Source organism: Pseudescherichia sp. AS216 (assembly GCF_037152055.1).
Lineage (GTDB): Bacteria > Pseudomonadota > Gammaproteobacteria > Enterobacterales > Enterobacteriaceae > Pseudescherichia.
Genome location: NZ_JBBCMV010000003.1, coordinates 631915 through 653890, shown reverse-complemented (window position 1 = coordinate 653890; position 21976 = coordinate 631915). Strand labels below are relative to the sequence as shown.

At 57.8% G+C, this 21976-nt stretch carries 23 protein-coding genes; 8 read left to right on the top strand and 15 right to left on the bottom strand.

Annotated features, from left to right (window positions below; genetic code table 11):
* Positions 1-35 precede the first annotated feature (35 nt).
* Both znuC and znuB read left to right on the top strand, forming a co-directional pair.
* A complete protein-coding gene (gene znuC / locus WFN61_RS12385; RefSeq protein ID WP_144818609.1) occupies positions 36-791 on the top strand; it encodes a zinc ABC transporter ATP-binding protein ZnuC in 756 nt (251 codons plus the stop codon).
* Positions 788-1573 carry a zinc ABC transporter permease subunit ZnuB gene (gene znuB / locus WFN61_RS12380; protein WP_257757933.1) on the top strand — a complete coding sequence of 262 codons (786 nt, stop codon included), beginning with the start codon at positions 788-790 and terminating at the stop codon, positions 1571-1573. The genes znuC and znuB overlap by 4 nt, the downstream gene beginning before the upstream one ends.
* A gap of 63 nt (positions 1574-1636) precedes the next feature.
* Here the strand turns inward: znuB and ruvB are convergent, their stop codons facing one another.
* The 8 genes from ruvB to WFN61_RS12340 all read right to left on the bottom strand — a co-directional run bounded on the left by ruvB (position 1637) and on the right by WFN61_RS12340 (position 8055).
* On the bottom strand, positions 1637-2647 hold the full coding sequence (gene ruvB, locus WFN61_RS12375; protein WP_144818605.1) for a Holliday junction branch migration DNA helicase RuvB: 1011 nt from the start codon (positions 2645-2647) through the stop codon (positions 1637-1639).
* 8 nt (positions 2648-2655) lie between these two features.
* Positions 2656-3267, bottom strand: coding sequence for a Holliday junction branch migration protein RuvA (ruvA, locus tag WFN61_RS12370; protein WP_144818603.1), 612 nt, complete (start codon positions 3265-3267; stop codon positions 2656-2658).
* 78 nt (positions 3268-3345) lie between these two features.
* Positions 3346-3867 (bottom strand): crossover junction endodeoxyribonuclease RuvC, encoded by a 522-nt coding sequence (gene ruvC, locus WFN61_RS12365; RefSeq protein WP_042391357.1) that lies wholly within the window; start codon positions 3865-3867, stop codon positions 3346-3348.
* A gap of 33 nt (positions 3868-3900) precedes the next feature.
* Positions 3901-4644, bottom strand: a complete 744-nt coding sequence (locus WFN61_RS12360) for a YebC/PmpR family DNA-binding transcriptional regulator (RefSeq protein WP_042391358.1) — start codon at positions 4642-4644, stop codon at positions 3901-3903.
* Between the two features lie 24 nt (positions 4645-4668).
* The gene (nudB, locus tag WFN61_RS12355) at positions 4669-5112 is read right to left on the bottom strand and encodes a dihydroneopterin triphosphate diphosphatase (protein WP_144818601.1); all 444 of its coding nucleotides are present in this window, start codon (positions 5110-5112) and stop codon (positions 4669-4671) included.
* Entirely contained in the window at positions 5112-6884 is a 1773-nt protein-coding gene (aspS, locus tag WFN61_RS12350; protein WP_257757937.1) for an aspartate--tRNA ligase, read from the bottom strand. Before aspS ends, nudB begins: the two co-directional genes overlap by 1 nt.
* Before the next feature lie 278 nt (positions 6885-7162).
* Positions 7163-7519 carry a putative T6SS immunity periplasmic lipoprotein gene (locus tag WFN61_RS12345; protein WP_257757939.1) on the bottom strand — a complete coding sequence of 119 codons (357 nt, stop codon included), beginning with the start codon at positions 7517-7519 and terminating at the stop codon, positions 7163-7165.
* The gene (locus WFN61_RS12340) at positions 7516-8055 is read right to left on the bottom strand and encodes a type IV secretion protein Rhs (RefSeq protein ID WP_238085035.1); all 540 of its coding nucleotides are present in this window, start codon (positions 8053-8055) and stop codon (positions 7516-7518) included. The genes WFN61_RS12345 and WFN61_RS12340 overlap by 4 nt, the downstream gene beginning before the upstream one ends.
* A 258-nt stretch (positions 8056-8313) precedes the next feature.
* Here WFN61_RS12340 and WFN61_RS12335 point away from each other — a divergent pair, with 258 nt between their 5' ends.
* The 5 genes from WFN61_RS12335 to cmoB are packed head-to-tail and all read left to right on the top strand — an operon-like array spanning position 8314 to position 11896.
* Positions 8314-8880, top strand: coding sequence for a hydrolase (locus WFN61_RS12335; RefSeq protein ID WP_337038724.1), 567 nt, complete (start codon positions 8314-8316; stop codon positions 8878-8880).
* Positions 8877-9695, top strand: coding sequence for a DUF72 domain-containing protein (locus WFN61_RS12330; RefSeq protein ID WP_312633466.1), 819 nt, complete (start codon positions 8877-8879; stop codon positions 9693-9695). Before WFN61_RS12335 ends, WFN61_RS12330 begins: the two co-directional genes overlap by 4 nt.
* A 53-nt stretch (positions 9696-9748) precedes the next feature.
* Positions 9749-10144: an MAPEG family protein gene (locus WFN61_RS12325; protein WP_103819295.1), complete on the top strand. Its 396-nt coding sequence runs from the start codon at positions 9749-9751 to the stop codon at positions 10142-10144.
* A gap of 40 nt (positions 10145-10184) precedes the next feature.
* On the top strand, positions 10185-10928 hold the full coding sequence (cmoA, locus tag WFN61_RS12320) for a carboxy-S-adenosyl-L-methionine synthase CmoA (protein WP_144818593.1): 744 nt from the start codon (positions 10185-10187) through the stop codon (positions 10926-10928).
* A complete protein-coding gene (gene cmoB / locus WFN61_RS12315; protein WP_144818591.1) occupies positions 10925-11896 on the top strand; it encodes a tRNA 5-methoxyuridine(34)/uridine 5-oxyacetic acid(34) synthase CmoB in 972 nt (323 codons plus the stop codon). The genes cmoA and cmoB overlap by 4 nt, the downstream gene beginning before the upstream one ends.
* Before the next feature lie 123 nt (positions 11897-12019).
* Here the strand turns inward: cmoB and cutC are convergent, their stop codons facing one another.
* The gene (gene cutC / locus WFN61_RS12310) at positions 12020-12766 is read right to left on the bottom strand and encodes a copper homeostasis protein CutC (protein ID WP_257757945.1); all 747 of its coding nucleotides are present in this window, start codon (positions 12764-12766) and stop codon (positions 12020-12022) included.
* 17 nt (positions 12767-12783) lie between these two features.
* Positions 12784-13350 (bottom strand): VOC family protein, encoded by a 567-nt coding sequence (locus WFN61_RS12305; protein WP_144818587.1) that lies wholly within the window; start codon positions 13348-13350, stop codon positions 12784-12786.
* 245 nt (positions 13351-13595) lie between these two features.
* Between WFN61_RS12305 and argS the strand changes: the two genes are divergently transcribed.
* Positions 13596-15329, top strand: coding sequence for an arginine--tRNA ligase (gene argS, locus WFN61_RS12300; RefSeq protein ID WP_337038723.1), 1734 nt, complete (start codon positions 13596-13598; stop codon positions 15327-15329).
* A gap of 43 nt (positions 15330-15372) precedes the next feature.
* On the opposite strand, the gene bglB is transcribed toward argS, so the two are convergent.
* The 5 genes from bglB to flhB form a co-directional block, all read right to left on the bottom strand.
* Positions 15373-16512 (bottom strand): beta-galactosidase BglB, encoded by a 1140-nt coding sequence (bglB, locus tag WFN61_RS12295; protein ID WP_042391372.1) that lies wholly within the window; start codon positions 16510-16512, stop codon positions 15373-15375.
* Positions 16513-18099, bottom strand: a complete 1587-nt coding sequence (locus WFN61_RS12290; protein ID WP_144818583.1) for an MFS transporter — start codon at positions 18097-18099, stop codon at positions 16513-16515.
* Positions 18100-18341: 242 nt separating this feature from the next.
* On the bottom strand, positions 18342-18737 hold the full coding sequence (gene flhE, locus WFN61_RS12285) for a flagellar protein FlhE (RefSeq protein WP_186370584.1): 396 nt from the start codon (positions 18735-18737) through the stop codon (positions 18342-18344).
* Positions 18737-20815, bottom strand: a complete 2079-nt coding sequence (gene flhA / locus WFN61_RS12280; protein ID WP_042391375.1) for a flagellar biosynthesis protein FlhA — start codon at positions 20813-20815, stop codon at positions 18737-18739. The genes flhE and flhA overlap by 1 nt, the downstream gene beginning before the upstream one ends.
* Positions 20808-21962, bottom strand: a complete 1155-nt coding sequence (gene flhB / locus WFN61_RS12275) for a flagellar biosynthesis protein FlhB (RefSeq protein ID WP_144818579.1) — start codon at positions 21960-21962, stop codon at positions 20808-20810. The genes flhA and flhB overlap by 8 nt, the downstream gene beginning before the upstream one ends.
* Positions 21963-21976: the final 14 nt, after the last annotated feature.

Sequence of the window (21976 nt, the reverse complement as noted above, 5' to 3'; positions counted from 1 at the left end):
TAACATTCTATGACTTGTGCAAGCCCTTAAACACTATGACAAATCTTGTTTCACTGGAAAATGTATCCGTCTCCTTCGGCCAACGCCGCGTCCTGTCTGACATTTCGCTGGCGCTGCAGCCTGGAAAAATTTTAACCCTGCTGGGCCCAAACGGTGCAGGAAAATCTACCCTGGTACGGGTCGTACTGGGCCTGGTAGCAGCCGATTCCGGGACAATCAAGCGCGATAAGGCGCTGCGCATTGGTTATGTTCCGCAGAAGCTGCATCTGGATGCCACCCTGCCCTTGACCGTCAGCCGCTTTTTGCGCCTGCGTCCGGGTACACGCAAAGACGATATTCTTCCGGCTCTCAAGCGCGTGCAGGCCGGACACCTGATTGACGCCCCGATGCAAAAGCTTTCCGGCGGCGAGACCCAGCGCGTGCTGTTGGCCCGCGCCCTGCTTAACGCGCCGCAGCTGCTGGTGCTGGATGAGCCCACCCAGGGCGTAGACGTGAACGGCCAGGTGGCGCTGTACGATCTGATTGACCAGCTGCGCCGGGAGCTGAACTGCGCCGTGCTGATGGTTTCTCACGATCTGCATCTGGTGATGGCGAAAACCGACGAGGTGCTGTGCCTCAACCACCATATCTGCTGCTCCGGCACGCCAGAGGTGGTGGCGATGCATCCGCAGTTTATCTCAATGTTCGGGCCGCGCGGTGCTGAACAGCTGGGTATCTATCGCCATAACCATAACCATCGCCATGATTTACAGGGCCGTATTGTACTGCGCCGGGGAAATGGAAACTCATGATTGAACTACTTCTGCCCGGCTGGCTGGCCGGGATAATGCTGGCCTGTGCCGCAGGCCCGCTGGGCTCCTTTGTGGTCTGGCGTCGCATGTCCTATTTCGGCGACACCCTCGCCCACGCGTCGCTGCTCGGCGTCGCCTTTGGTCTGCTGCTGGACGTCAACCCGTTTTACGCAGTGATTGCAGTGACGCTGCTGCTTGCCGGCGGGCTGGTTTGGCTGGAGAAGCGTCCGCACCTGGCGATTGATACCCTGCTGGGCATTATGGCGCACAGCGCCCTGTCGCTGGGTCTGGTGGTGGTAAGCCTGATGTCGAACATTCGCGTCGATCTGATGGCCTATCTGTTTGGCGATCTGCTGGCGGTCACGCCGGACGATCTGATCATCCTCGGGGTGGGCGTCGCGATTGTGCTTGGCATCCTGCTCTGGCAGTGGCGCAGCCTGCTGTCGATGACCATCAGCCCGGATCTGGCCTTTGTTGACGGGGTGAAACTGCAGCGGGTGAAGCTGCTGCTGATGCTGGTGACCGCCCTGACGATTGGCGTAGCGATGAAGTTTGTTGGCGCGCTGATCATCACTTCCCTGCTGATTATTCCCGCCGCGACCGCCCGCCGTTTCGCCCGTACGCCGGAGCAGATGGCCGGACTGGCGGTGGTGGTAGGAATGGTTGCCGTCACCGGGGGGCTGACTTTCTCGGCGTTCTATGACACGCCCGCTGGTCCCTCGGTGGTGCTCTGCGCGGCAGCGCTGTTTATTTTCAGCATGATGAAGAAACCGGCGCAGTAGAATGCAGCATCCACGTGCCCGGTAGCGAGTAGCTTACCGGGCCTACAAAACCTGCGGCATGCCTTATGGCATTGCCGGCGGCGTAATACCGAAGTGGTTCCAGGCTCTTACCGTCGCCATCCGCCCGCGCGGGGTGCGCTGTAAAAAGCCTTGCTGGATCAGGTACGGCTCCAGCACATCCTCAATCGTTTCCCGCTCTTCACCGATGGCCGCCGCAAGGTTATCTAACCCCACCGGGCCGCCAAAGAACTTATCGATCACAGCCAGCAGCAGCTTGCGGTCCATGTAGTCAAAGCCCTCAGCGTCAACGTTGAGCATATCCAGCGCCTGGGCGGCCACGTCTGCGGAGATCGTTCCGTCATGCTTCACTTCAGAGAAGTCACGCACGCGACGCAGCAGGCGGTTGGCGATACGTGGCGTACCCCGGGAGCGGCGAGCCACCTCCAGCGCACCCTCTTCGCTCATCTCCAGCCCCATAAAGCGTGCGCTGCGCCCGACGATATGCTGCAGATCGGCGACCTGGTAGAACTCCAGACGCTGCACGATGCCAAAGCGATCGCGCAGCGGCGAGGTCAGAGAGCCCGCACGGGTGGTAGCACCGATCAGCGTAAAGGGCGGCAGGTCGATTTTAATCGAGCGCGCCGCCGGGCCTTCGCCAATCATGATATCCAGCTGGTAATCTTCCATAGCCGGATAGAGCACCTCTTCCACGACCGGCGACAGACGATGGATCTCATCGATAAACAGCACGTCGTGCGGCTCAAGGTTGGTCAGCATCGCGGCGAGATCCCCGGCCTTCTCCAGCACCGGGCCAGAGGTGGTGCGCAGATTAACGCCCATCTCGTTGGCGACAATGTTGGCCAGCGTCGTTTTACCCAGGCCCGGCGGGCCGAAGATCAGCAGATGATCGAGCGCATCACCACGCAGCTTTGCCGCCTGGATAAAAATCTCCATCTGCGAGCGCACCTGCGGCTGGCCAATGTATTCGTCGAGCAGCTTAGGACGGATCGCGCGATCGACGATCTCTTCCTGGGTAACGCTGCCTGCTGATACCAGGCGGTCTGCTTCTATCATCCTTTACCTCACATCGCGGCGCGAAGCGCTTCACGAATAAGTGTTTCACTGCTGGCATCCGGGCGTGCCAGTTTACTGACCATGCGGCTGGCTTCCTGAGGCTTGTAGCCCAGCGCCACCAGCGCGGCAACCGCTTCCTGCTCGGCATCGTCCGCCGACGGGCCCGCGGGCGAGGTCAGCACCAGATCCGCCGCTGGCGTAAAGAGATCGCCATGCAGGCCTTTGAAGCGGTCCTTCATCTCTACAATCAGGCGCTCGGCGGTCTTTTTACCGATGCCGGGCAGCTTCACCAGCGCATTGGGATCTTCGCGTTCGACGGCGTTGACAAACTGCTGCGCCGACATGCCGGAGAGGATCGCCAGCGCCAGCTTTGGCCCGACGCCGTTAGTTTTGATCAGCTCTTTAAACAGGGTACGTTCCTGTTTGTTGTTAAAGCCGTACAGCAGCTGGGCATCTTCACGCACCACAAAGTGGGTGAAGATAATCGCTTCCTGCCCAGCATCCGGTAGCTCATAGAAGCAGGTCATCGGCATATGCACTTCATAGCCTACGCCGCTGGTCTCCAGCAGCACCAGCGGGGGTTGTTTCTCGACAATAATGCCTCTGAGTCTGCCTATCACGTTTCGCTCCTGCGCTATCGGCTAAATTTTTCTCTATGATATAAAAAAGGCTGGATACATATCCAGCCTCTTTTTCGATTAACGTAACCGCCCTCGCGCAAGATTGAGCCGTTTTTCACTCATTTGCATGGCGTTTTGGCTGACATGACAGTGGGTTATGGCAATCGCCAGCGCATCGGCGGCATCCGCCTGGGGGTTAGCGGGCAGCTTGAGCAGGGTGCGCACCATATGCTGCACCTGGCTCTTCTCCGCGCTACCGATGCCGACCACCGTCTGCTTGACCTGGCGAGCGGCATACTCAAAAACCGGCAGGTCCTGGTTTACCGCCGCAACAATCGCCACCCCGCGCGCCTGCCCGAGCTTTAGCGCCGAGTCGGCGTTTTTCGCCATAAACACCTGCTCAATGGCGAAAAAATCGGGCTGGAACTGGGTGATGATCTCCGACACGCCCGCATAAATCAGCTTCAGGCGTGAAGGGAGATCGTCAACCTTGGTGCGGATACAGCCGCTGCCAAGGTAGGTAAGCTGTCTGCCGACCTGGCGGATCACGCCGTAGCCGGTGATGCGTGAGCCGGGATCAATACCGAGAATGATTGACACCACGCACCTCCTGTTTTACGGATCCAGACGGCCTCATTCGAGGGTCGCTGCGACCTCATCAGAGATCTCACCGTTGTGGTAAACCTCCTGCACGTCATCGCAATCTTCCAGCATGTCGATCAGGCGCAGCAGCTTCGGCGCGGTCTCGGCATCCATGTCCGCCTTGGTGGACGGGATCATCGACACTTCAGCGCTGTCAGCTTTCAGGCCAGCGGCTTCCAGCGCATCGCGCACGGCGCCCATCTCTTCCCATGCGGTGTAGACGTCAATCGCGCCGTCATCATAGGTCACCACGTCTTCCGCACCGGCTTCCAGCGCAGCTTCCATGATCGCATCTTCGTCGCCCTGCTCGAAGGAGATCACCCCTTTCTTGCTGAACAGATAGGCAACGGAGCCGTCGGTGCCGAGGTTACCGCCGGTTTTAGTGAACGCATGGCGAACTTCGGCAACGGTACGGTTACGGTTGTCAGAGAGACACTCTACCATTACCGCCGTGCCGCCAGGACCATAACCTTCATAAATGATGGTCTCCATGTTCGCGTCTTCATCACCGCCTACGCCACGCGCGATGGCGCGGTTCAGGGTATCGCGAGTCATGTTGTTGGAGAGCGCTTTATCGATTGCCGCACGCAGACGCGGGTTGGAGCCGGCATCGCCGCCGCCCAGACGCGCCGCCGTTACCAGCTCACGAATAATTTTGGTAAAGATCTTACCGCGTTTGGCATCCTGTGCCGCTTTGCGGTGTTTGGTGTTGGCCCATTTACTGTGACCTGCCATAAAAAATTCTCCAAAAGCGCCTTCTCAGGCGGCGTTAATTACAAACTCTTCAATCGCCTGCCGGTTGCTCCACGACTTAGTCAGGGCGGCGGCATCCACCGCGTCGACCCAGCGGTAGGTCAGGTGCTCAGTGAACACAATCTCCCGCTCGTGAGGCAGCGCAAGACAGAACCACGATTCCGTGTTGCGCTTAACACCCGGCGCATAGCGATGACGTAAATGCATAAAAATTTCAAATTCCACCGTGCGCTGACAGTCGATCAAGGTCAGCTGCTCTGCCGCAACGTCGATGGCGACCTCTTCCTTTACTTCACGCACGGCGGCCTGCAGCGCGGTTTCACCCTCTTCCAGGCTGCCGGTAACCGACTGCCAGAAATTGGGATCGTCGCGTCGTTGTAGCATCAGCACCCGTTTCGTGTCCTGGGCGTAGATCACGACAAGAACAGAGACAGGACACTTAAATGCCATCAGCTATTCTCAGCCTTTTTGATCACTTCAATACCTAACTCGGTCAGCGCGGTCTGGTTGGCGAAGCTTGGTGCTTCGGTCATCAGGCAGGCAGCGGCGGTAGTTTTCGGGAAGGCGATCACGTCACGGATGTTATCGGTGCCGGTCAGCAGCATGGTCAGGCGATCGAGGCCGAAGGCCAGGCCCGCGTGCGGCGGCGTACCGTACTTCAGGGCGTCGAGTAGGAAGCCGAACTTCTCGCGCTGCTCCTGTTCGGTAATACCGAGGATGCCAAACACCGTCTGCTGCATTTCGCCGCGGTGAATACGCACTGAACCCCCACCCACTTCATAGCCGTTGATGACCATATCGTAGGCGTTAGCGATAGCCGTTTCCGGCGCGGCCTTCAGCTCTTCCGGGGTCATGTTGCTTGGCGCGGTGAACGGGTGGTGCATCGCGGTCAGACCGCCTTCGCCGTCCTCTTCAAACATCGGGAAATCGATGACCCACAGCGGTGCCCACTTGCTTTCGTCGGTGATGCTCAGGTCTTTACCCAGCTTGAGGCGCAGCGCGCCCATCGCGTCGGCAACTACTTTACGGTTGTCTGCGCCGAAGAAGATCATATCGCCATCTTGCGCACCGGTACGCTCCAGAATCGCTTCGATGATCTCAGCGTTCAGGAACTTCGCCACCGGGCTGGTGATGCCTTCGAGACCTTTCGCACGCTCGGTGACCTTGATGTAGGCCAGCCCTTTCGCGCCGTAAATCTTAATGAAGTTGCCGTAGTCGTCAATCTGCTTACGGCTCAGGGCAGCGCCGCCCGGCACGCGCAGGGCAGCCACGCGGCCTTTGGCATCGTTGGCCGGGCCAGCAAACACGGCGAATTCAACGTTTTTCAGCAGGTCAGCAACGTCCACCAGCTCCATCGGGTTACGCAGGTCTGGCTTGTCAGAGCCGTAGCGGCGCTCGGCCTCGGCAAAGGTCATCACCGGGAAGTCGCCCAGGTCCATGTTAATGGTGGCCTGCCACAGCTGACGCACCAGCGCCTCCATTACCTCACGCACCTGCGGCGCGGTCATGAAGGAGGTTTCAACGTCGATCTGGGTAAATTCAGGCTGGCGATCCGCACGCAGGTCTTCATCACGGAAGCATTTGACGATCTGGTAGTAGCGGTCAAAGCCGGACATCATCAGCAGCTGTTTGAACAGCTGTGGAGACTGCGGCAGCGCGTAGAATTTGCCTTTGTGCACACGGCTCGGAACCAGGTAGTCACGCGCCCCTTCCGGCGTGGCCTTAGTCAGCATCGGGGTTTCGATATCGAGGAAACCGTGATCGTCCATGAAACGGCGCACGAAGCTGGTGATCTTCGCGCGGGTCTTCAGGCGGTTGGCCATCTCCGGGCGACGCAGATCCAGATAGCGGTACTTGAGACGCGCCTCTTCGGTGTTGACGTGGTTGGAGTCGAGCGGCAGCGATTCTGAACGGTTGATGATGGTCAGATCGGAGGCCAGCACTTCAATTTCGCCGGTGGCCATATCGCTGTTGATGTTTTTATCGTCACGGCGGCGCACGGTGCCGGTGACCTGGATGCAGAACTCATTACGCAGTTCAGAGGCCAGCTTTAACGCATCTGCGCGATCCGGATCGAAGAACACCTGCACGATACCTTCACGGTCGCGCATATCGATAAAGATCAGGCTGCCGAGATCGCGGCGGCGGTTGACCCAACCACACAGAGTCACCTGCTGCCCCTCGTGGGACAGTCGAAGCTGTCCGCAATATTCTGTACGCATGAGATATCCCTTAACTTAGCCGCAGGCCGTTTGTCGCCTGCCTTGCAGCCACGACGACCCAGCGCGAGCTGAATGTCACAACTGGATGAAAAAAGGGGGCTATTATACTGGATATCAGCAGGACACTCAAAGCCAAGATGAGCCGCTACGTCGGCACAAAGATACGTTTTTAGACAGCCTCTGCCCAGTTCTCCTGCTCGTTTTACGTGCAATCCCCCAATTGAGGTTTCTTTCTCCTGCGTCTGCTTGCACAATGCATGGAACTGAATATGCACTTATTAATTTTTTACAGGAACAACGCCGCCGTTATTGTCTATAGTAAACGTATAGTAATAAACTTTATTATTTAGAGTATAACTTGCCGCATAATCGGCACCTGATTTTAACTTCGGATTAAAGCAGGTGTCAGGGTAAGAGAGGTGAGCAAAATCGCCAATAAGTAACTGTTGATATCCATTTTCATGAGAGGTGAGCACATAGCGACTTAAAACATCTTTAGAATTAACGCTAAAGCATATGCTGTTCGTACCTATGCTGATTGGTCTCCATTCACCTAACTCTTTTCCTTCTCTGCTTCCCCCAGGACAACCTGCTAACAGCAAACACAACGGAACCAAAGCTATTATTCTTTTCATAAAGGGAACCTCTTAAGCACATTTTTATATTTTGCTAATAAATTTATCACTGGCTCATCTGGATTATAATTTCTCAGCGTGTAAAGGTTACTGTGTCCCTGAAAACCATAATTTTTTAATAACCAATAATCACTAACTATACTAGCCTGTTGTTCCAACCCATATTCAAGCAAACTGCTTTTATCTAAATCATAAGTATAATCTGCAGCCCAGGAAAACGCACCTCTTATTCTTACCCACATTCCTTTTTGATGCTGCCAGACATGCATCATCTCGTGAAGAAATAGATGTTGAACATCTATAAATGAATTATTTCTTGGGTTAGAGAAATCATTTTCATATCGTGGCTTTCTGAACCACATTTCTCCATTCGGACTCATAGCTTGAGCTGGGTTTTGTAAGTTGAAGGGAAGATAACTTGCAAAATGAACCCATACTTTGTTGTAACGAACACTATATCCATAGAGAGACAAAGCTAATTTTATTTCGCCTGGAGTTAATAGCCTCACCCCCCCTTCCCTTATGCTATTTTTCATTATTCACTCTCCATAAAGAAAAGCTTATGATAACACTTTAGTTCCACAAAGAAATTATTTAGTTACTGAATGTTTATTGCTTTTAATATATACTCTCATTAATAACTTTTCTAAAAATAGCTAAGTGATAGTCTTCACCTGCAGCCTGACTGCATACTTTTTCATCTACGCTCACAAAAATTAACAAAATTTGTGCCCCGGATTAACGTCATTTACGCTTACTGTATGGGCAAAACGACGTAGATAACAGGAGCTAACATGCCAGAACTTAACGCGAAAACAACTGCCCTTGTGGTTATCGATCTTCAGGAGGGTATTCTGCCGTTTGCCGGTGGCCCGCATACGGCGGATGAGGTTGTTGCTCGCGCCGCGCGGCTGGCGGAGAAGTTTCGCGCCAACGGTGCGCCGGTGGTGATGGTACGCGTGGGCTGGTCAGCTGATTTCGCCGAGGCGCTCAAGCAGCCCGTCGACGCCCCCATCGGTGGCCACGCCCTGCCGCCGGAGTGGTGGCACTATCCGGTGGCGCTCGGCAAGCGCGACAGCGATATCGAGGTGACTAAACGCCAGTGGGGCGCCTTCTACGGCACCGATCTGGAGCTACACCTGCGCCGCCGGGGTATCGACACCATCGTGCTGTGCGGTATCTCCACCAACATCGGCGTTGAATCCACCGCCCGCAACGCGTGGGAGCTGGGCTTTAACCTGATCGTAGTAGAAGACGCCTGCAGCGCCGCCAGCAGCGAACAGCATCAAGGCAGCTTTACGCATATCTTCCCGCGCATTGGCCGGGTGCGTAGCACCGAGGAGATCCTTACCGCGCTATGATCTACATTGGCCTGCCGCAGTGGTCGCACCCGAAGTGGGTGCGCCTTGGCATCACCGACCTCGAAGCGTACGCCCGCCACTTTAACTGTGTGGAGGGTAACACCACGCTCTATGCCCTGCCAAAGGCCGATATCGTGGCGCGCTGGCACGCCCAGACCACCGACGCCTTTCGCTTCTGCTTTAAGTTCCCGGCCACCATTTCGCATCAGGCGCGGCTGCGCCACTGCGGCGATCTCACCGAGGAGTTTTTTAGTCGCATGGCCCCGCTGGCGGAGCGGATAGGCCAGTACTGGCTCCAGCTGCCCGCCTCGTTTGCGCCGCAGGATCTGCCCGCCCTGTGGGCTTTCCTCGACGGCCTGCCTGAGGATTTTCACTATGGGGTAGAGGTGCGCCATCAGGAATTTTTCGCCAAGGGCGATGCGGAAACAGAGCTTAACCGCGGCCTGCATGCGCGGGGCGTCAACCGGGTGATCCTCGACAGTCGTCCGGTGCACAGCGCCCTTCCCCGCAGCGAAGCGGTCATTGAAGCCCAGCGCAAGAAGCCCGTGGTGCCGGTGCATGCGGTGGTCACGGCTCAGCATCCGATGGTGCGCTTTATCGGCAGCGATGACATGGCGCAGAACAGCGCCCTGTTTGCCGTCTGGCTGGAGAAACTGGCCCTCTGGGAGAAAAGCACCACGCCCTATCTCTTTCTGCATACGCCCGATATTGCCGAAGCCCCGGTCCTGGTCGATACCCTGTGGGCCGCGCTACGGCGCGCCGTCCCCTCCGTGGGTTCCGCACCGTCAATTCCGCAACAATCCTCTCTTTTCTGAACCAGTCGCGCTATCATAGAGACGTACCCTTTCCGGGCTTAAATGGAGTTTCTATGGTAAGCGCGCTGTATGCCGTGCTGGGTGTTCTGCTGCTGATTAAGTTCTCTTTTGACGTTGTGCGCCTGCGTATGCAGTACCGGGTGTCATATGGCGATGGCGGGTTTAGCGAGCTACAGACCGCGATCCGCATTCACGGCAATGCGGTAGAGTATCTTCCCGGCGGCCTGATCCTGCTGCTGTTTATGGAGATGAACGGCGCAGAGACGTGGATGGTACACGTCTGCGGACTGCTGCTGATTGCCGGTCGCCTGATGCACTACTACGGTTTGCATCACCAGCTGATGCGCTGGCGGCGTTCTGGCATGAGCGCCACCTGGTGTTCGCTGGTGCTGATGGTGCTGGCAAACCTCTGGTTCATGCCCTGGGAGTTGGTTTTCTCTGTGCATTAGCGCACAATACGCCACTTTTGTTTTCTCGGATTTTTACGTTATGTCTCACCGCGACACGCTTTTTTCTGCGCCAATCGCCAGCCTGGGTGACTGGACATTCGATGAACGGGTAGCCGAAGTCTTCCCGGACATGATCCAGCGCTCCGTTCCCGGCTACTCAAATATTATCTCGATGATCGGCATGCTGGCGGAGCGTTTCGTACAGCCCGCTACCCAGGTCTACGATCTGGGCTGCTCGCTTGGCGCGGCTACGCTCTCCGTGCGTCGTAATATCGCCCATCCGGGCTGTAAAATTATTGCCGTGGATAACTCTCCGGCCATGGTTGAACGCTGCCGCCGCCATATTGACGCCTATAAAGCGCCGACGCCGGTTGAGGTGATTGAGGGCGATATTCGCCATATCCGCATTGAAAACGCGTCGCTGGTGGTACTGAACTTTACCCTGCAATTCCTTGAACCTGCTGAACGGCAGGCGCTGCTGGACAACATCTATCAGGGCTTGAATCCTGGCGGCGCGCTAGTGCTGTCGGAAAAATTCAGCTTTGAAGATGCTACCACCGGCGAGCTGCTGTTTAACATGCACCACGATTTTAAGCGTGCCAACGGCTACAGCGAGCTGGAGATCAGCCAGAAGCGCAGCATGCTGGAGAACGTGATGCTTACCGACTCCGTGGAGACGCACAAAGCTCGCCTGCGCCAGGCCGGGTTCGAGCACAGCGAGCTCTGGTTCCAGTGCTTTAATTTTGGTTCGCTGGTGGCGTTGAAAGCAGGAGCGTCGGCATGATCGAGTTCGGTGACTTCTATCAGCAGATTGCCAAAAGCCCCCTCGCCCACTGGCTGGAGACGCTGCCCGCGCAAATTGCGACCTGGCAGCGCGGTGCTCTGCATGGTCAGTTTAAGCAGTGGACCAATGCGGTAGAGTTTCTGCCAGAGATGCAGCCTTATCGGCTTGATCTGCTGCACAGCGTGACGGCGGAGAGCGAAACCCCGCTCAGCCCAGGCCAGATCAAACGCATCGATACGCTGCTGCGTAACCTGATGCCGTGGCGCAAGGGGCCGTTCTCGCTCTATGGCGTGGACATTGATACCGAGTGGCGCTCGGACTGGAAATGGGAGCGCGTTCTTCCGCACCTCTCTGATTTAGCCGGACGTACCATTCTCGACGTTGGCTGCGGCAGCGGCTATCACCTGTGGCGAATGGTGGGCGCAGGCGCACACCTGGCGGTAGGTATCGATCCGACTCAGCTGTTCCTCTGCCAGTTCGAGGCTGTGCGCAAGCTGCTGGGCGGCGACCAGCGGGCGCACCTGCTGCCGCTGGGCATTGAGCAGCTTCCGGCCCTGAACGCATTTGACACGGTCTTCTCGATGGGGGTGCTCTATCATCGTCGCTCCCCGCTGGAGCACCTGTGGCAGCTTAAGGATCAGCTGGTGAGCGAGGGCGAGCTGGTGCTGGAGACGCTGGTGGTCGAGGGCGATGAGCGCACGGTGCTGCTCCCCGGCGATCGCTATGCGCAGATGCGCAACGTCTACTTTATCCCCTCCGCGCTGGCGCTGAAAAACTGGCTGGAGAAGTGTGGCTTTGTGGATGTGCGTATCGTTGACGTCTGCCAGACCACTACCGAGGAGCAGCGCCGCACCGAGTGGATGATCACCGAGTCGCTGGCGGAGTTCCTCGATCCCAACGATCCCAGCAAGACCGTTGAGGGCTACCCGGCCCCGCTGCGTGCGGTGTTAGTCGCGAAAAAACCTTAACGCGGCAGTCAACACAGCTGCAGTTTAAAATATGAAGGAAAAAAAATGGCCCCTGTTGAAATGGCAGGGGCCTGGTACAAAGCAAGCATCATATTGGGCGACATGATGTGCGGTAAAAACTGGTCAGAACGCACGATGACGGGTAATCATCGCTTTCATTTCCGCTACAATTTCACCGTCCACGCAATAGCGCAGATACTCATCCGACTGCGCGTCAGATGACATCGACAATCCCTGTTGACGGTAACGCATGGGCGACGGGATCCACATTCCTGCGGAGCTGTGTACCTCCTCCACCCCTGCGTCGAGAAACATGTGCAGGTTGCTGGCTCGAACGCCAGCACCAGCCATAATGATTGGAACACCGGATCGGTGTTTTAGTTCCGTAATTAATGAAAGTCCTTTTTCTGCCGACGCTTTTTGCCCCGAGGTAAGGACGCGTGAAACACCTAAATCCCCTAATCTATCAACGGCTTCATGCGGGTTTCTGCACATATCAAAAGCGCGATGAAAAGTGACGGCCATCCCCTGTGCGGCATGCATTATTTGCCCCATGCGGGGCATATCGACATTGCCCTCTTCATCCAGCACGCCAATAACCACTCCTGCAAAGCCCAGCGTCTTGATCAGCCTGACGTCATCCAGCATGGCGCTGAACTCATCATCGGTGTAGCAAAAGTCGCCGCCCCGCGGGCGGACGATGGGATGCACGGGAATGGTTACCGTCTCGCGCACCAGCCGCAGAACGCCATAGGAGGGCGTGAGCCCACCCTCTTTCGGCGCCGCACAAAGCTCAATGCGATCCGCTCCGTTGAGCTGTGCGGTCTCGGCGCTTGCCTGGCTGTAACAGCAGATCTCCAGCAGAGCCATGTTCTCTCTCCTCTGTTCTACGCGCCGTTTTCGCTCGCCACGATCGCTTCGATGGACCAGGGGTGAAACTTCACCGTTACCGTGCCATCGGTCACCGCAAGCGTAGGGTTGGGCAGGCGCTCGTGCTCCCCTTTTGGCGAGCTGGTTTTAACGACAATACCCGGCTGGCTTAGCCCCTCATCGGCCAGCAGCGCCAGCGCTCGGGCATTCAGGGTTTCCGGCTCGCCGGGCAGTACGATCTCGATATGCTCCCAGCCTTCGTGGGGGTAACGCTTTTCGCCCGGCCACGGCAGCTCAACCACCGTAAAGGACCAGTGCGCCACCGTCACAGGCTGGTGCAGCTTAAACAGGCAGATCGGCCGACCGTTAATGATGTTCTCTGACAGCAGCGTACCGCACTGCTCAAAGCCCCGCCGCCAGCGCTCGGCGGTGGTATTCTGATGGCAGCGCAGCGAAATGTGATCGGCCTCCAGAGGTGCAATATCCAGCCCCAGCCGGGTGGCAAGTTCGGTTAACGCTTTTGTAAAGCGCGGGAGATCCGCAGAAATATCATGCAATTCGTCAATGGTCTGCCAGTCAGCCATGGTTAACGCCCTCGTTTATCGCAAAGCCGCTAATTTACCCTGTTGTCGGACGCGCACCAAACGGCGATTGCCCCCGTTGGCAAATGAATGATTATTCACAATTAGCTTGCCGTTTATTTGCGCAAAACCCGCGTCCCGACAGGGCTGACGGCAGCAGGCAATTGCAGTATACTCCCGGCTTTACTTATCAACACCCGGACGCAGGCGGCTTTTTGCGCGCTGCGTCGTTAACGTAAGGTATCCCGGTGAATATTCAGGCACTTCTCTCAGAAAAAGTCAGTCAGGCACTGATTGCCGCAGGCGCGCCTGCGGATTGCGAGCCGCAGGTTCGTCAGTCAGCAAAAGTACAGTTTGGTGACTACCAGGCCAATGGCGTCATGGCGGTTGCGAAAAAACTGGGCATGCCCCCGCGACAGGTTGCTGAGCAGGTCCTGACTCACCTTGACCTCAACGGCATTGCCAGCAAGGTCGAGATCGCCGGGCCGGGCTTTATCAATATCTTCCTCGATCCGGCGTTTCTGGCCGAGCACGTCAACCAGGCGCTGGCCTCCGATCGACTGGGTCTCTCCCGCCCGGAGCCGCAGACCATTGTGGTTGACTACTCTGCCCCGAACGTAGCCAAAGAGATGCACGTCGGCCATCTGCGCTCGACCATCATCGGCGACGCCTCCGTGCGTACCCTGGAGCTGCTGGGTCACAAGGTGATCCGCGCCAACCACGTCGGCGACTGGGGCACCCAGTTTGGTATGCTGATTGCGTTCCTGGAGCTTAAGCAGCAGGAGAACGCAGGCGAGATGGCGCTGGCAGACCTCGAAGCGTTCTATCGTGAAGCAAAAAAACACTACGACGAAGATGCCGCCTTTGCCGAGCGCGCCCGTGGCTACGTGGTGAAATTACAGGGCGGGGACGAGTACTGCCGTCAGATGTGGCGCAAGCTGGTGGATATCACCATGGCGCAGAACCAGACCAACTACGATCGTCTGAACGTGACCCTGACCAGCAAGGACGTGATGGGCGAAAGCCTCTACAACCCGATGCTGCCGGGCATCGTGGCCGACCTGAAAGCCAAAGGGCTGGCGGTAGAGAGCGAAGGCGCGACCGTGGTCTTCCTCGACGAGTACAAAAACAAAGAGGGTGAGCCGATGGGCGTCATCATCCAGAAAAAGGATGGCGGCTACCTCTATACCACGACGGATATCGCCTGCGCCAAGTACCGCTTTGAGACCCTGCACGCCGATCGCGTGCTCTACTACATCGACTCCCGTCAGCACCAGCACCTGATGCAGGCGTGGACCATCGTGCGTAAAGCGGGCTACGTGCCAGAGAGCGTGCCGCTGGAGCACCACATGTTCGGCATGATGCTGGGCAAAGACGGCAAGCCGTTCAAAACCCGCGCCGGCGGTACCGTGAAGCTCGCCGATCTGCTGGACGAGGCGCTGGAGCGCGCCCGCCGTCTGGTGGCGGAGAAGAACCCGGATATGCCTGCCGACGAGCTGGAAAAGCTGGCTAACGCGGTGGGCATCGGTGCGGTGAAGTATGCGGATCTCTCTAAAAACCGCACCACCGACTACATCTTCGACTGGGATAACATGCTGGCCTTTGAGGGCAATACTGCGCCGTACATGCAGTATGCTTACACCCGCGTGCTCTCTGTATTCCGTAAAGCAGAGATCGACGAGAGCGTGCTGGCAAGTGCTCACGTGGTGATTACTGAAGATCGCGAAGCCCAGCTGGCGGCGCGCCTGCTGCAGTTTGAAGAGACGCTGAACGTAGTCGCTCGTGAAGGCACGCCGCACGTGATGTGCAGCTACCTCTACGATCTGGCTGGCCTGTTCTCTGGTTTCTACGAGCACTGCCCGATCCTGACCGCCGAAAGCGACGAGACGCGCCTGAGCCGCCTGAAGCTCGCGCAGCTGACCGCGAAAACGCTGAAGACGGGTCTGGATACCCTTGGGATCCAGACCGTCGAACGGATGTAACAAATGATGTAAAAAAACCCGGCCAACGCCGGGTTTTTTATTATCAGAAGTATTTCCGCAGATACTCGGTCAGACAGAGTATCGCCATCGCCTGGCCATAGGGCATGGAGGTGAGCGGAATATTGCGGTAGAAATCCAGGTTCGATCCCATTCCGGTACCGAAGGAGGTTTGCAGCAGCTCCCCTTCCGGCGAGATGTTATTCACAATTCCCTTAATCGCTTTATCCGCGACCTCAGCATACTCTGGCCCGACGTAGCGCTTGCGCACCGCTTTCAAAATACCGTAGGCAAACCCGGCGGTGGCCGACGCCTCAAGGTAGGAGTGCGGATCGTCCAGCAGGGTATGCCACAGGCCGCTGTCGTCCTGGCACGTCGCCAGGGCGGCGATCTGCGCATTCAGCACCTGCACCAGGTAGCGGCGTACGGCGTTGTTTTCCGGCAGATCCACCAGCTCGAGAAAGTCCGGGATCACAATGGTCAGCCAGCTGTTGCCCCGTGCCCAGCGCGCCTGAGCGAAGTTGTGGTTACCCTCGTAGCTCCAGCCGTGGAACCAGAGACCGGTCTGGCGATCCATCAGGTTCTGCACGTGCAGCAGGAACTGATACACCGCCTCTTCAACATACTCCGGGCGGTTAAGCAGCTTGCCGATCTTCGCCAGCGGCAGCACGGTCATCATCAGCGTATCGTCCCACATCTGCTGGTGGTTCTCTTCCGCCAGCGTGATGTGCTGCATTCCGCCATGCTCGGTGCGTGGCATCTCGTTCATCGCCCACTCGGCCCAGCTCTCAAGCCACGGCAGGTAAGACGGATTGCGGGTCTCCTCATAGCGATAGGCCAGGGTCAAAAACGGTGCCATAGTGTTGACGTTTTTAGTGGTAGCCCCTTCAGCAAAGCGATCTGCGAACCAGCTATCAATGATCTCCCGCATCGTCTCATCGCCGGTCTGGCGATAGTATTGATACATGCCGTACAGTCCCACGCCGTGCGTCCACTCCCAGCCCGCCCAGCCTTTGGTATCAATGACACGCCCGTCGTCTAGTCGCAGTAAAAACTCACCGGATGCATCCTGAATATTGACCAGATTATGGGTCACCTTCTGGATCAGTGCCTTCAGCTCGTCCCGGGCAATAAAGCGCGTCGGCTGACAGAGTAAAGGGCTATGTTTGACAGGGTAAACAATCATTTACTTAACCTCTTGCGTATTGAATTCATGGCCGGGGCGATCTTTCAGCGACGGCGCGGCAGGCTTGTTACGATTCAGATAGCCAATATTGTTATTGCCCCACAGCGACTCGTAAGGCATACCCGCCAGCATCTCAACGGTGGCCCGCGCTTGCGGCGTCACGGTCTCCGGCATAGCGCGACCAGACTGGCGCATTTTGGCCGTCTCTTCCCGCAGCACGCTGTGGGTTTTCAGGTTCAGCTTAAAGCGCAGCGACACCAGGAAGCCGCAGATCAGCACCGCTACGGTACCGAAGCAGAGGATCATCAGAATGGTGTGGCTGACCGACTCCGGCTGCGTTTTCTGACCGGAGACGAAGCCAGAGGCCTGCATGACGATCCCCACCAGCATCACCGCCCCGGCCTGGGAGGCTTTACGGGTCAGGGTCATGATGCCAGCGAAGATCCCTTCCCGGCGCTGGCCGGTGATCACCTCATCCACGTCGGAGATGTAGGTGTAGGTATTCCACGGCACGTAGTTGATGCCCCCGCGTCCGAGACCGGCGACGGCAGAAACCAGCAGCAGCAGGGAGTAGATATCGCTCAGCCCCGCGTAGTAGAGCACGGCGTAGGAGATGGAGCTGAGTCCGAATAGCGTCACCACCATCCGATAGGACGGCGCGGGTCCAAAGCGGATGCAGAGCGGGATCATGGCGATGACCGCAATGAACTGGAAGATAGCCATGGTGCCGAGCAGGTTAGAGGCCAGCGACGCCTCCTGCATCAGGACGAATACAACGTAGTAGGTAAAGACGGCGTTGAAGACGTCCTGGGCAATATAGCCCCCGAGGTACATGCCCAGATGCTGACGAAAAATCTTGATGCGCAGGGTTGAGCTAAGCTCGGTAAACAGGCGGGTCATGCTCTGACGGAACGTCAGGTGTTTCTTCTCCTCTTCGGCACGCAGGGCAGCTTCGGTCCACTCTTCACGCGGACGCTCCCAGGTGAAGAACCAGACAAAGGTCAGCATCAGGGCACAGAGCACCGAGAAGACCAGGCTGGCATAGAAGAAGGAGACCGGGTTGTCTTTACCAAAGTGGGTCAGCAGGATCCCCGGCAGGAACGAGGCGAGGATCGCCGACATCTGCGCCATGCCGATACGTGCCCCAGAGAACTTGGTCTTCTGTTTGAAGTCGTCGGTCATCTCCGGTACCAGAGTCTCATACGGGACGAGGATCATGGTGTAGACGATATCGAACAGCAGATAGGTGAGCAGGTAGTACCAGAAGCCCATGTCGCCAACCCACATGATGGAGTAGCTAAAGACACACGGGATACCGAGCATGATAAAGAATTTACGTCGGCCAAAGCGTTTGCCCAGCCACGTCGAACCGAAGTTATCGGTTAAAAAGCCCATCAGCGGGCTGACGACCGCATCCAGCACCCTTGCGGTGGCAAAGATGAAGGTGGCCTCGATAGGCGTTAAACCACAAAACGTTGTGTAGAAATAGAGGAGCCACGCAGCGGTCAACGCTGTCGTCCCGGCCCCCAAAAAGTCACCGGATCCGTAGGCGAGATAGTTCGCCAGTCCAATTTTACGTGTTTTCATTGCCGCCAACCCTTTTTGTTTTGGGAGTACTTACACGGCTAAAGTAAGAGGATGCGTTCAGATAAACCTTTCTGTTTCTGCCACAACGCTGACGCGGTTGGCAAAAATACAAAGAGTCTCACTACGTGTGTCACTGATTTATAAAACAGTGTTTCTTCTGCATCAAAAGGCGGGGTCAAAAATTGAGAGCCAGCCATCATAATCCCGTTGAAAACGGTGATGACTGGCGAAGAATGAAGCGCTTACCGGTAGTTTACGATGACCTCGTTGCGGCTAACCTTCAGGGCTGGCAGCAGACGTCCGCCGCCGGGCACTTCCCAAATAAAGCGCAGCGGCTCAGCGGCCGGAATGCCGTTGAAGGCGTGGGTCGTGCCGCTCTCTCCGTCCAGCTCTGTGCAGCGGATCTGCGAGCAGAGACGCACCCGCAGCCCGGCCGGGGTTGGGCCATTAAGCGCGTAGCGCCACGCCACCAGCGTCATCAGCCCGGAGACGGGCTGAGAGGAGGCCAGCGGTCGAGACGACATTGACTCTCCCCGGTGGTTAAGGGTGATGCCGATGCTGCTCGCCTGCCATGCCCCCTCACCTGCCGCGTGGGCCAGCAGCGGCAGCGCCAGCAGAAGACCTAATACTCTACGCACTATTTACCTCCAATGGTGGCGGTCATGCGGATATTGCGGTTATCCGACAGCTCCATATTGGAGAGCACTACCAGCTGGGTCAGGCTGCGACGCAGGAAGCGCGACAGCAGCGGACGCAGGGCGTGATTCACCAGCAACACCGGCGGCGCACCAAGCATCTCCTGACGGGCCAGCGCCTCCTGAGTCTGGGCCAGCAGGCGATCCGCCAGGCCCGGCTCCAGGCCACCACCACCCTGCAACGCCTGCAGCAGCAGACGCTCAAGCGGCGTATCCAGACCGATTACCTGTACTTCACCGGTGCCCGGGAACCACTGCTGGGTGATTGCCCGGCCCAGCGCCACGCGAACTACCGCGGTCAGCTCGTGCGGATCGCTCTGGATCGGCGCATGTTCGGCCAGGGTCTCCAGAATGGTACGCATATCGCGAATCGGTACTTTCTCATCCAGCAGGTTCTGCAACACCTTATGCAGAGTGGTGAGCGTGACCACGCCCGGAACCAGATCTTCGGTGAGCTTCGGCATCTCCTGGCTCACGCGATCCAGCAGCTGCTGCGCCTCCTGGCGGCCAAACAGCTCGGCAGAGAACTGACCGATCAGGTGGTTAAGATGGGTCGCCACCACGGTGCTGGCCTCTACCACGGTATAGCCCTGGATCTGCGCCTGCTCTTTCAGGGCGCTCTCGATCCAGATCGCCGCCAGACCAAAGGCCGGATCCACCGTCTGCTCGCCGGGCAGCGTTCCCGCCGCCGTGCCGGGGTTGATCGCCAGCCAGCGACCCGGATAGGCCTCACCGCTGCCGATCTCCACGCCCTTCATCAGAATACGGTAGCGCGCCGGAGGCAGATCCATATTGTCACGGATGTGCACCACCGGCGGCAGGAAGCCCATATCCTGGGCAAATTTCTTACGGATGCTGCGGATACGTCCGAGCAGCTCGCCGTCCTGCTGGAAATCCACCATTGGGATCAGGCGGTAACCCACCTCCATGCCAAGGGAGTCCTCCAGCTGCACATCGTTCCAGGTCGCTTCAACCGCCTGGTTGTTCTCCGGCATCTTGATCGGTGCGGCCTCTACCGGGGCTTTCTGTTCACGTCCGCGCAGCCACCAGGCAAGGCCCAGCAGTCCGGCGGTAAAGAGCAGAAAGACAAAGTTTGGCATGCCCGGCACCAGGCCCAGCAGGCCCAGTACGGCGGCGCTCAGCAGCATCACGCGCGGGTTGCTAAACAGCTGACCCACCATCTGCTGGCCCACGTCCTGATCGGTTGCCACGCGGGTCACGATCACGCCCGCTGCGGTGGAGATCACCAGGGCCGGGATCTGGGCGACCAGCCCGTCACCGATGGTCAGCAGGGTATAGCTCTCCGCCGCGTGGCCCATGTCCATGCCGTGCTGCAGAACGCCCACCAGCAGGCCGCCGATAACGTTAATCACCATGATCAGGATGCCCGCGATGGCATCGCCGCGCACGAACTTACTCGCACCGTCCATGGAGCCGTAGAAGTCGGCCTCCTGGGTCACTTCCGAGCGGCGTTTTTTCGCCTCCTCTTCACCGATAATTCCAGCGTTGAGGTCAGCATCGATCGCCATCTGCTTGCCCGGCATCCCGTCGAGGACAAAGCGCGCGCCTACTTCTGCGATACGCCCCGCACCCTTGGTAATAACCATAAAGTTGATGATGACGAGGATAACGAACACCACGATACCGATGGCAAAGTTACCGCCCACGAGGAAGTGGCCGAAAGCTTCAACCACCTTCCCCGCCGCCGCGCCGCCGGTGTGCCCTTCCATCAGGATAATACGCGTGGAGGCGACGTTCAGCGCCAGCCGCAGCAGGGTGGTAAACAGCAGAATGGTCGGGAACGCGGCGAACTCCAGCGTGCGCTGGGTAAACATCGCCACCAGCAGCACCATAATGGAGAGCGCAATGTTAAAGGTAAACAGCAGGTCAAGGATGAACGCCGGAAGCGGCAGCACCATCATTGACAGGATAAGCAGAATCAGTATCGGTCCAGCAAGAATCTGCCATTGACCTGATTTCATGTTGCTGGGCAGACGCAACATCGTCACCAGATTATTCATCAGTGTCCTTCTCGTCGTTCATAAAATCCAGTGCTTCAGGCACCGGAAGATTGGCGGGTTTCACCGGCGCTTGCCCACCAGCGAGCTTCCAGCGTTTGAGCTGCCATACCCAGGCCAAAACTTCGGCTACCGCCGCGTAGAGCTGGCCGGGGATCTGCTGGCCGACATCGGCATGGCGGTAGAGCGCACGCGCCAGCGGCGGCGCTTCCAGCAGTGGAATACGGTTTTCAGCGGCAATCTCTCGAATGCGCAACGCCACCAGCCCGGCCCCTTTGGCCAGCACCTTCGGCGCACTCATCTTGTTCTCGTCGTACAGCAGCGCCACGGCGTAGTGCGTCGGGTTGGTTACCACCACGTTAGCCTTGGGCACGTCCGCCATCATGCGGCGACGTGCGGCGGCGCGCTGCATCTGGCGGATACGCCCTTTCACGTGCGGATCGCCTTCGCTCTGCTTGTGTTCATCGCGGATATCCTGGCGGGACATGCGCAGCTTTTTGATGTGGCTGTAGATCTGCCAAATCACGTCAAAGCCCACCATTGGAATGATGCCCAGCACCACCAGCAGTACGCAGAGGCCCACCAGGTTGAGGGCGTTGCTCATGGCCGTCAGCGGCGATTCGCTCATCAGGCGCATCATCTCTGGCCACTTATGGGTCAGGTAGAGGCCTGCCACGCCGCCCATCAGCACGGCTTTCAGTACCGCTTTGACCAGCTCTGCGCCAACCTGGGCGGAGAAGAGGCGCTTCAGGCCGCTGAGCGGGTTGAGCTTGGAGAACTGGAACTGCAGCGACTTGCCGCTAAACACCAGCCCGCCCAGCAAAATCGGGGCGATCAGCGCCACCAGCACCACGCCGGTAATAAGCGGCAGCAACGCAATCATGGCCTCTTTGATCAGCAAAACGGTTTGACCGAGGATCAGATGGGGATCGTTGACGATACCGTGGTCGAAGCGGAGGCCAGATGAGAGCAGTCCCGCCAGCCTGCGGGCGAGCGACTCCCCCCCAATCCAGATTACACAGATGCCGACCACCAGGATCAGCAGCGATGTAAGCTCTTTGGAGCGGGGAACCTGACCCTCCTCACGCGCCTTCTCTAGTCGGTGGGGTGTGGGGGCCTCTGTTTTGTCCTCGTTATCTTCTTCAGCCACGGGATAAATTCCGC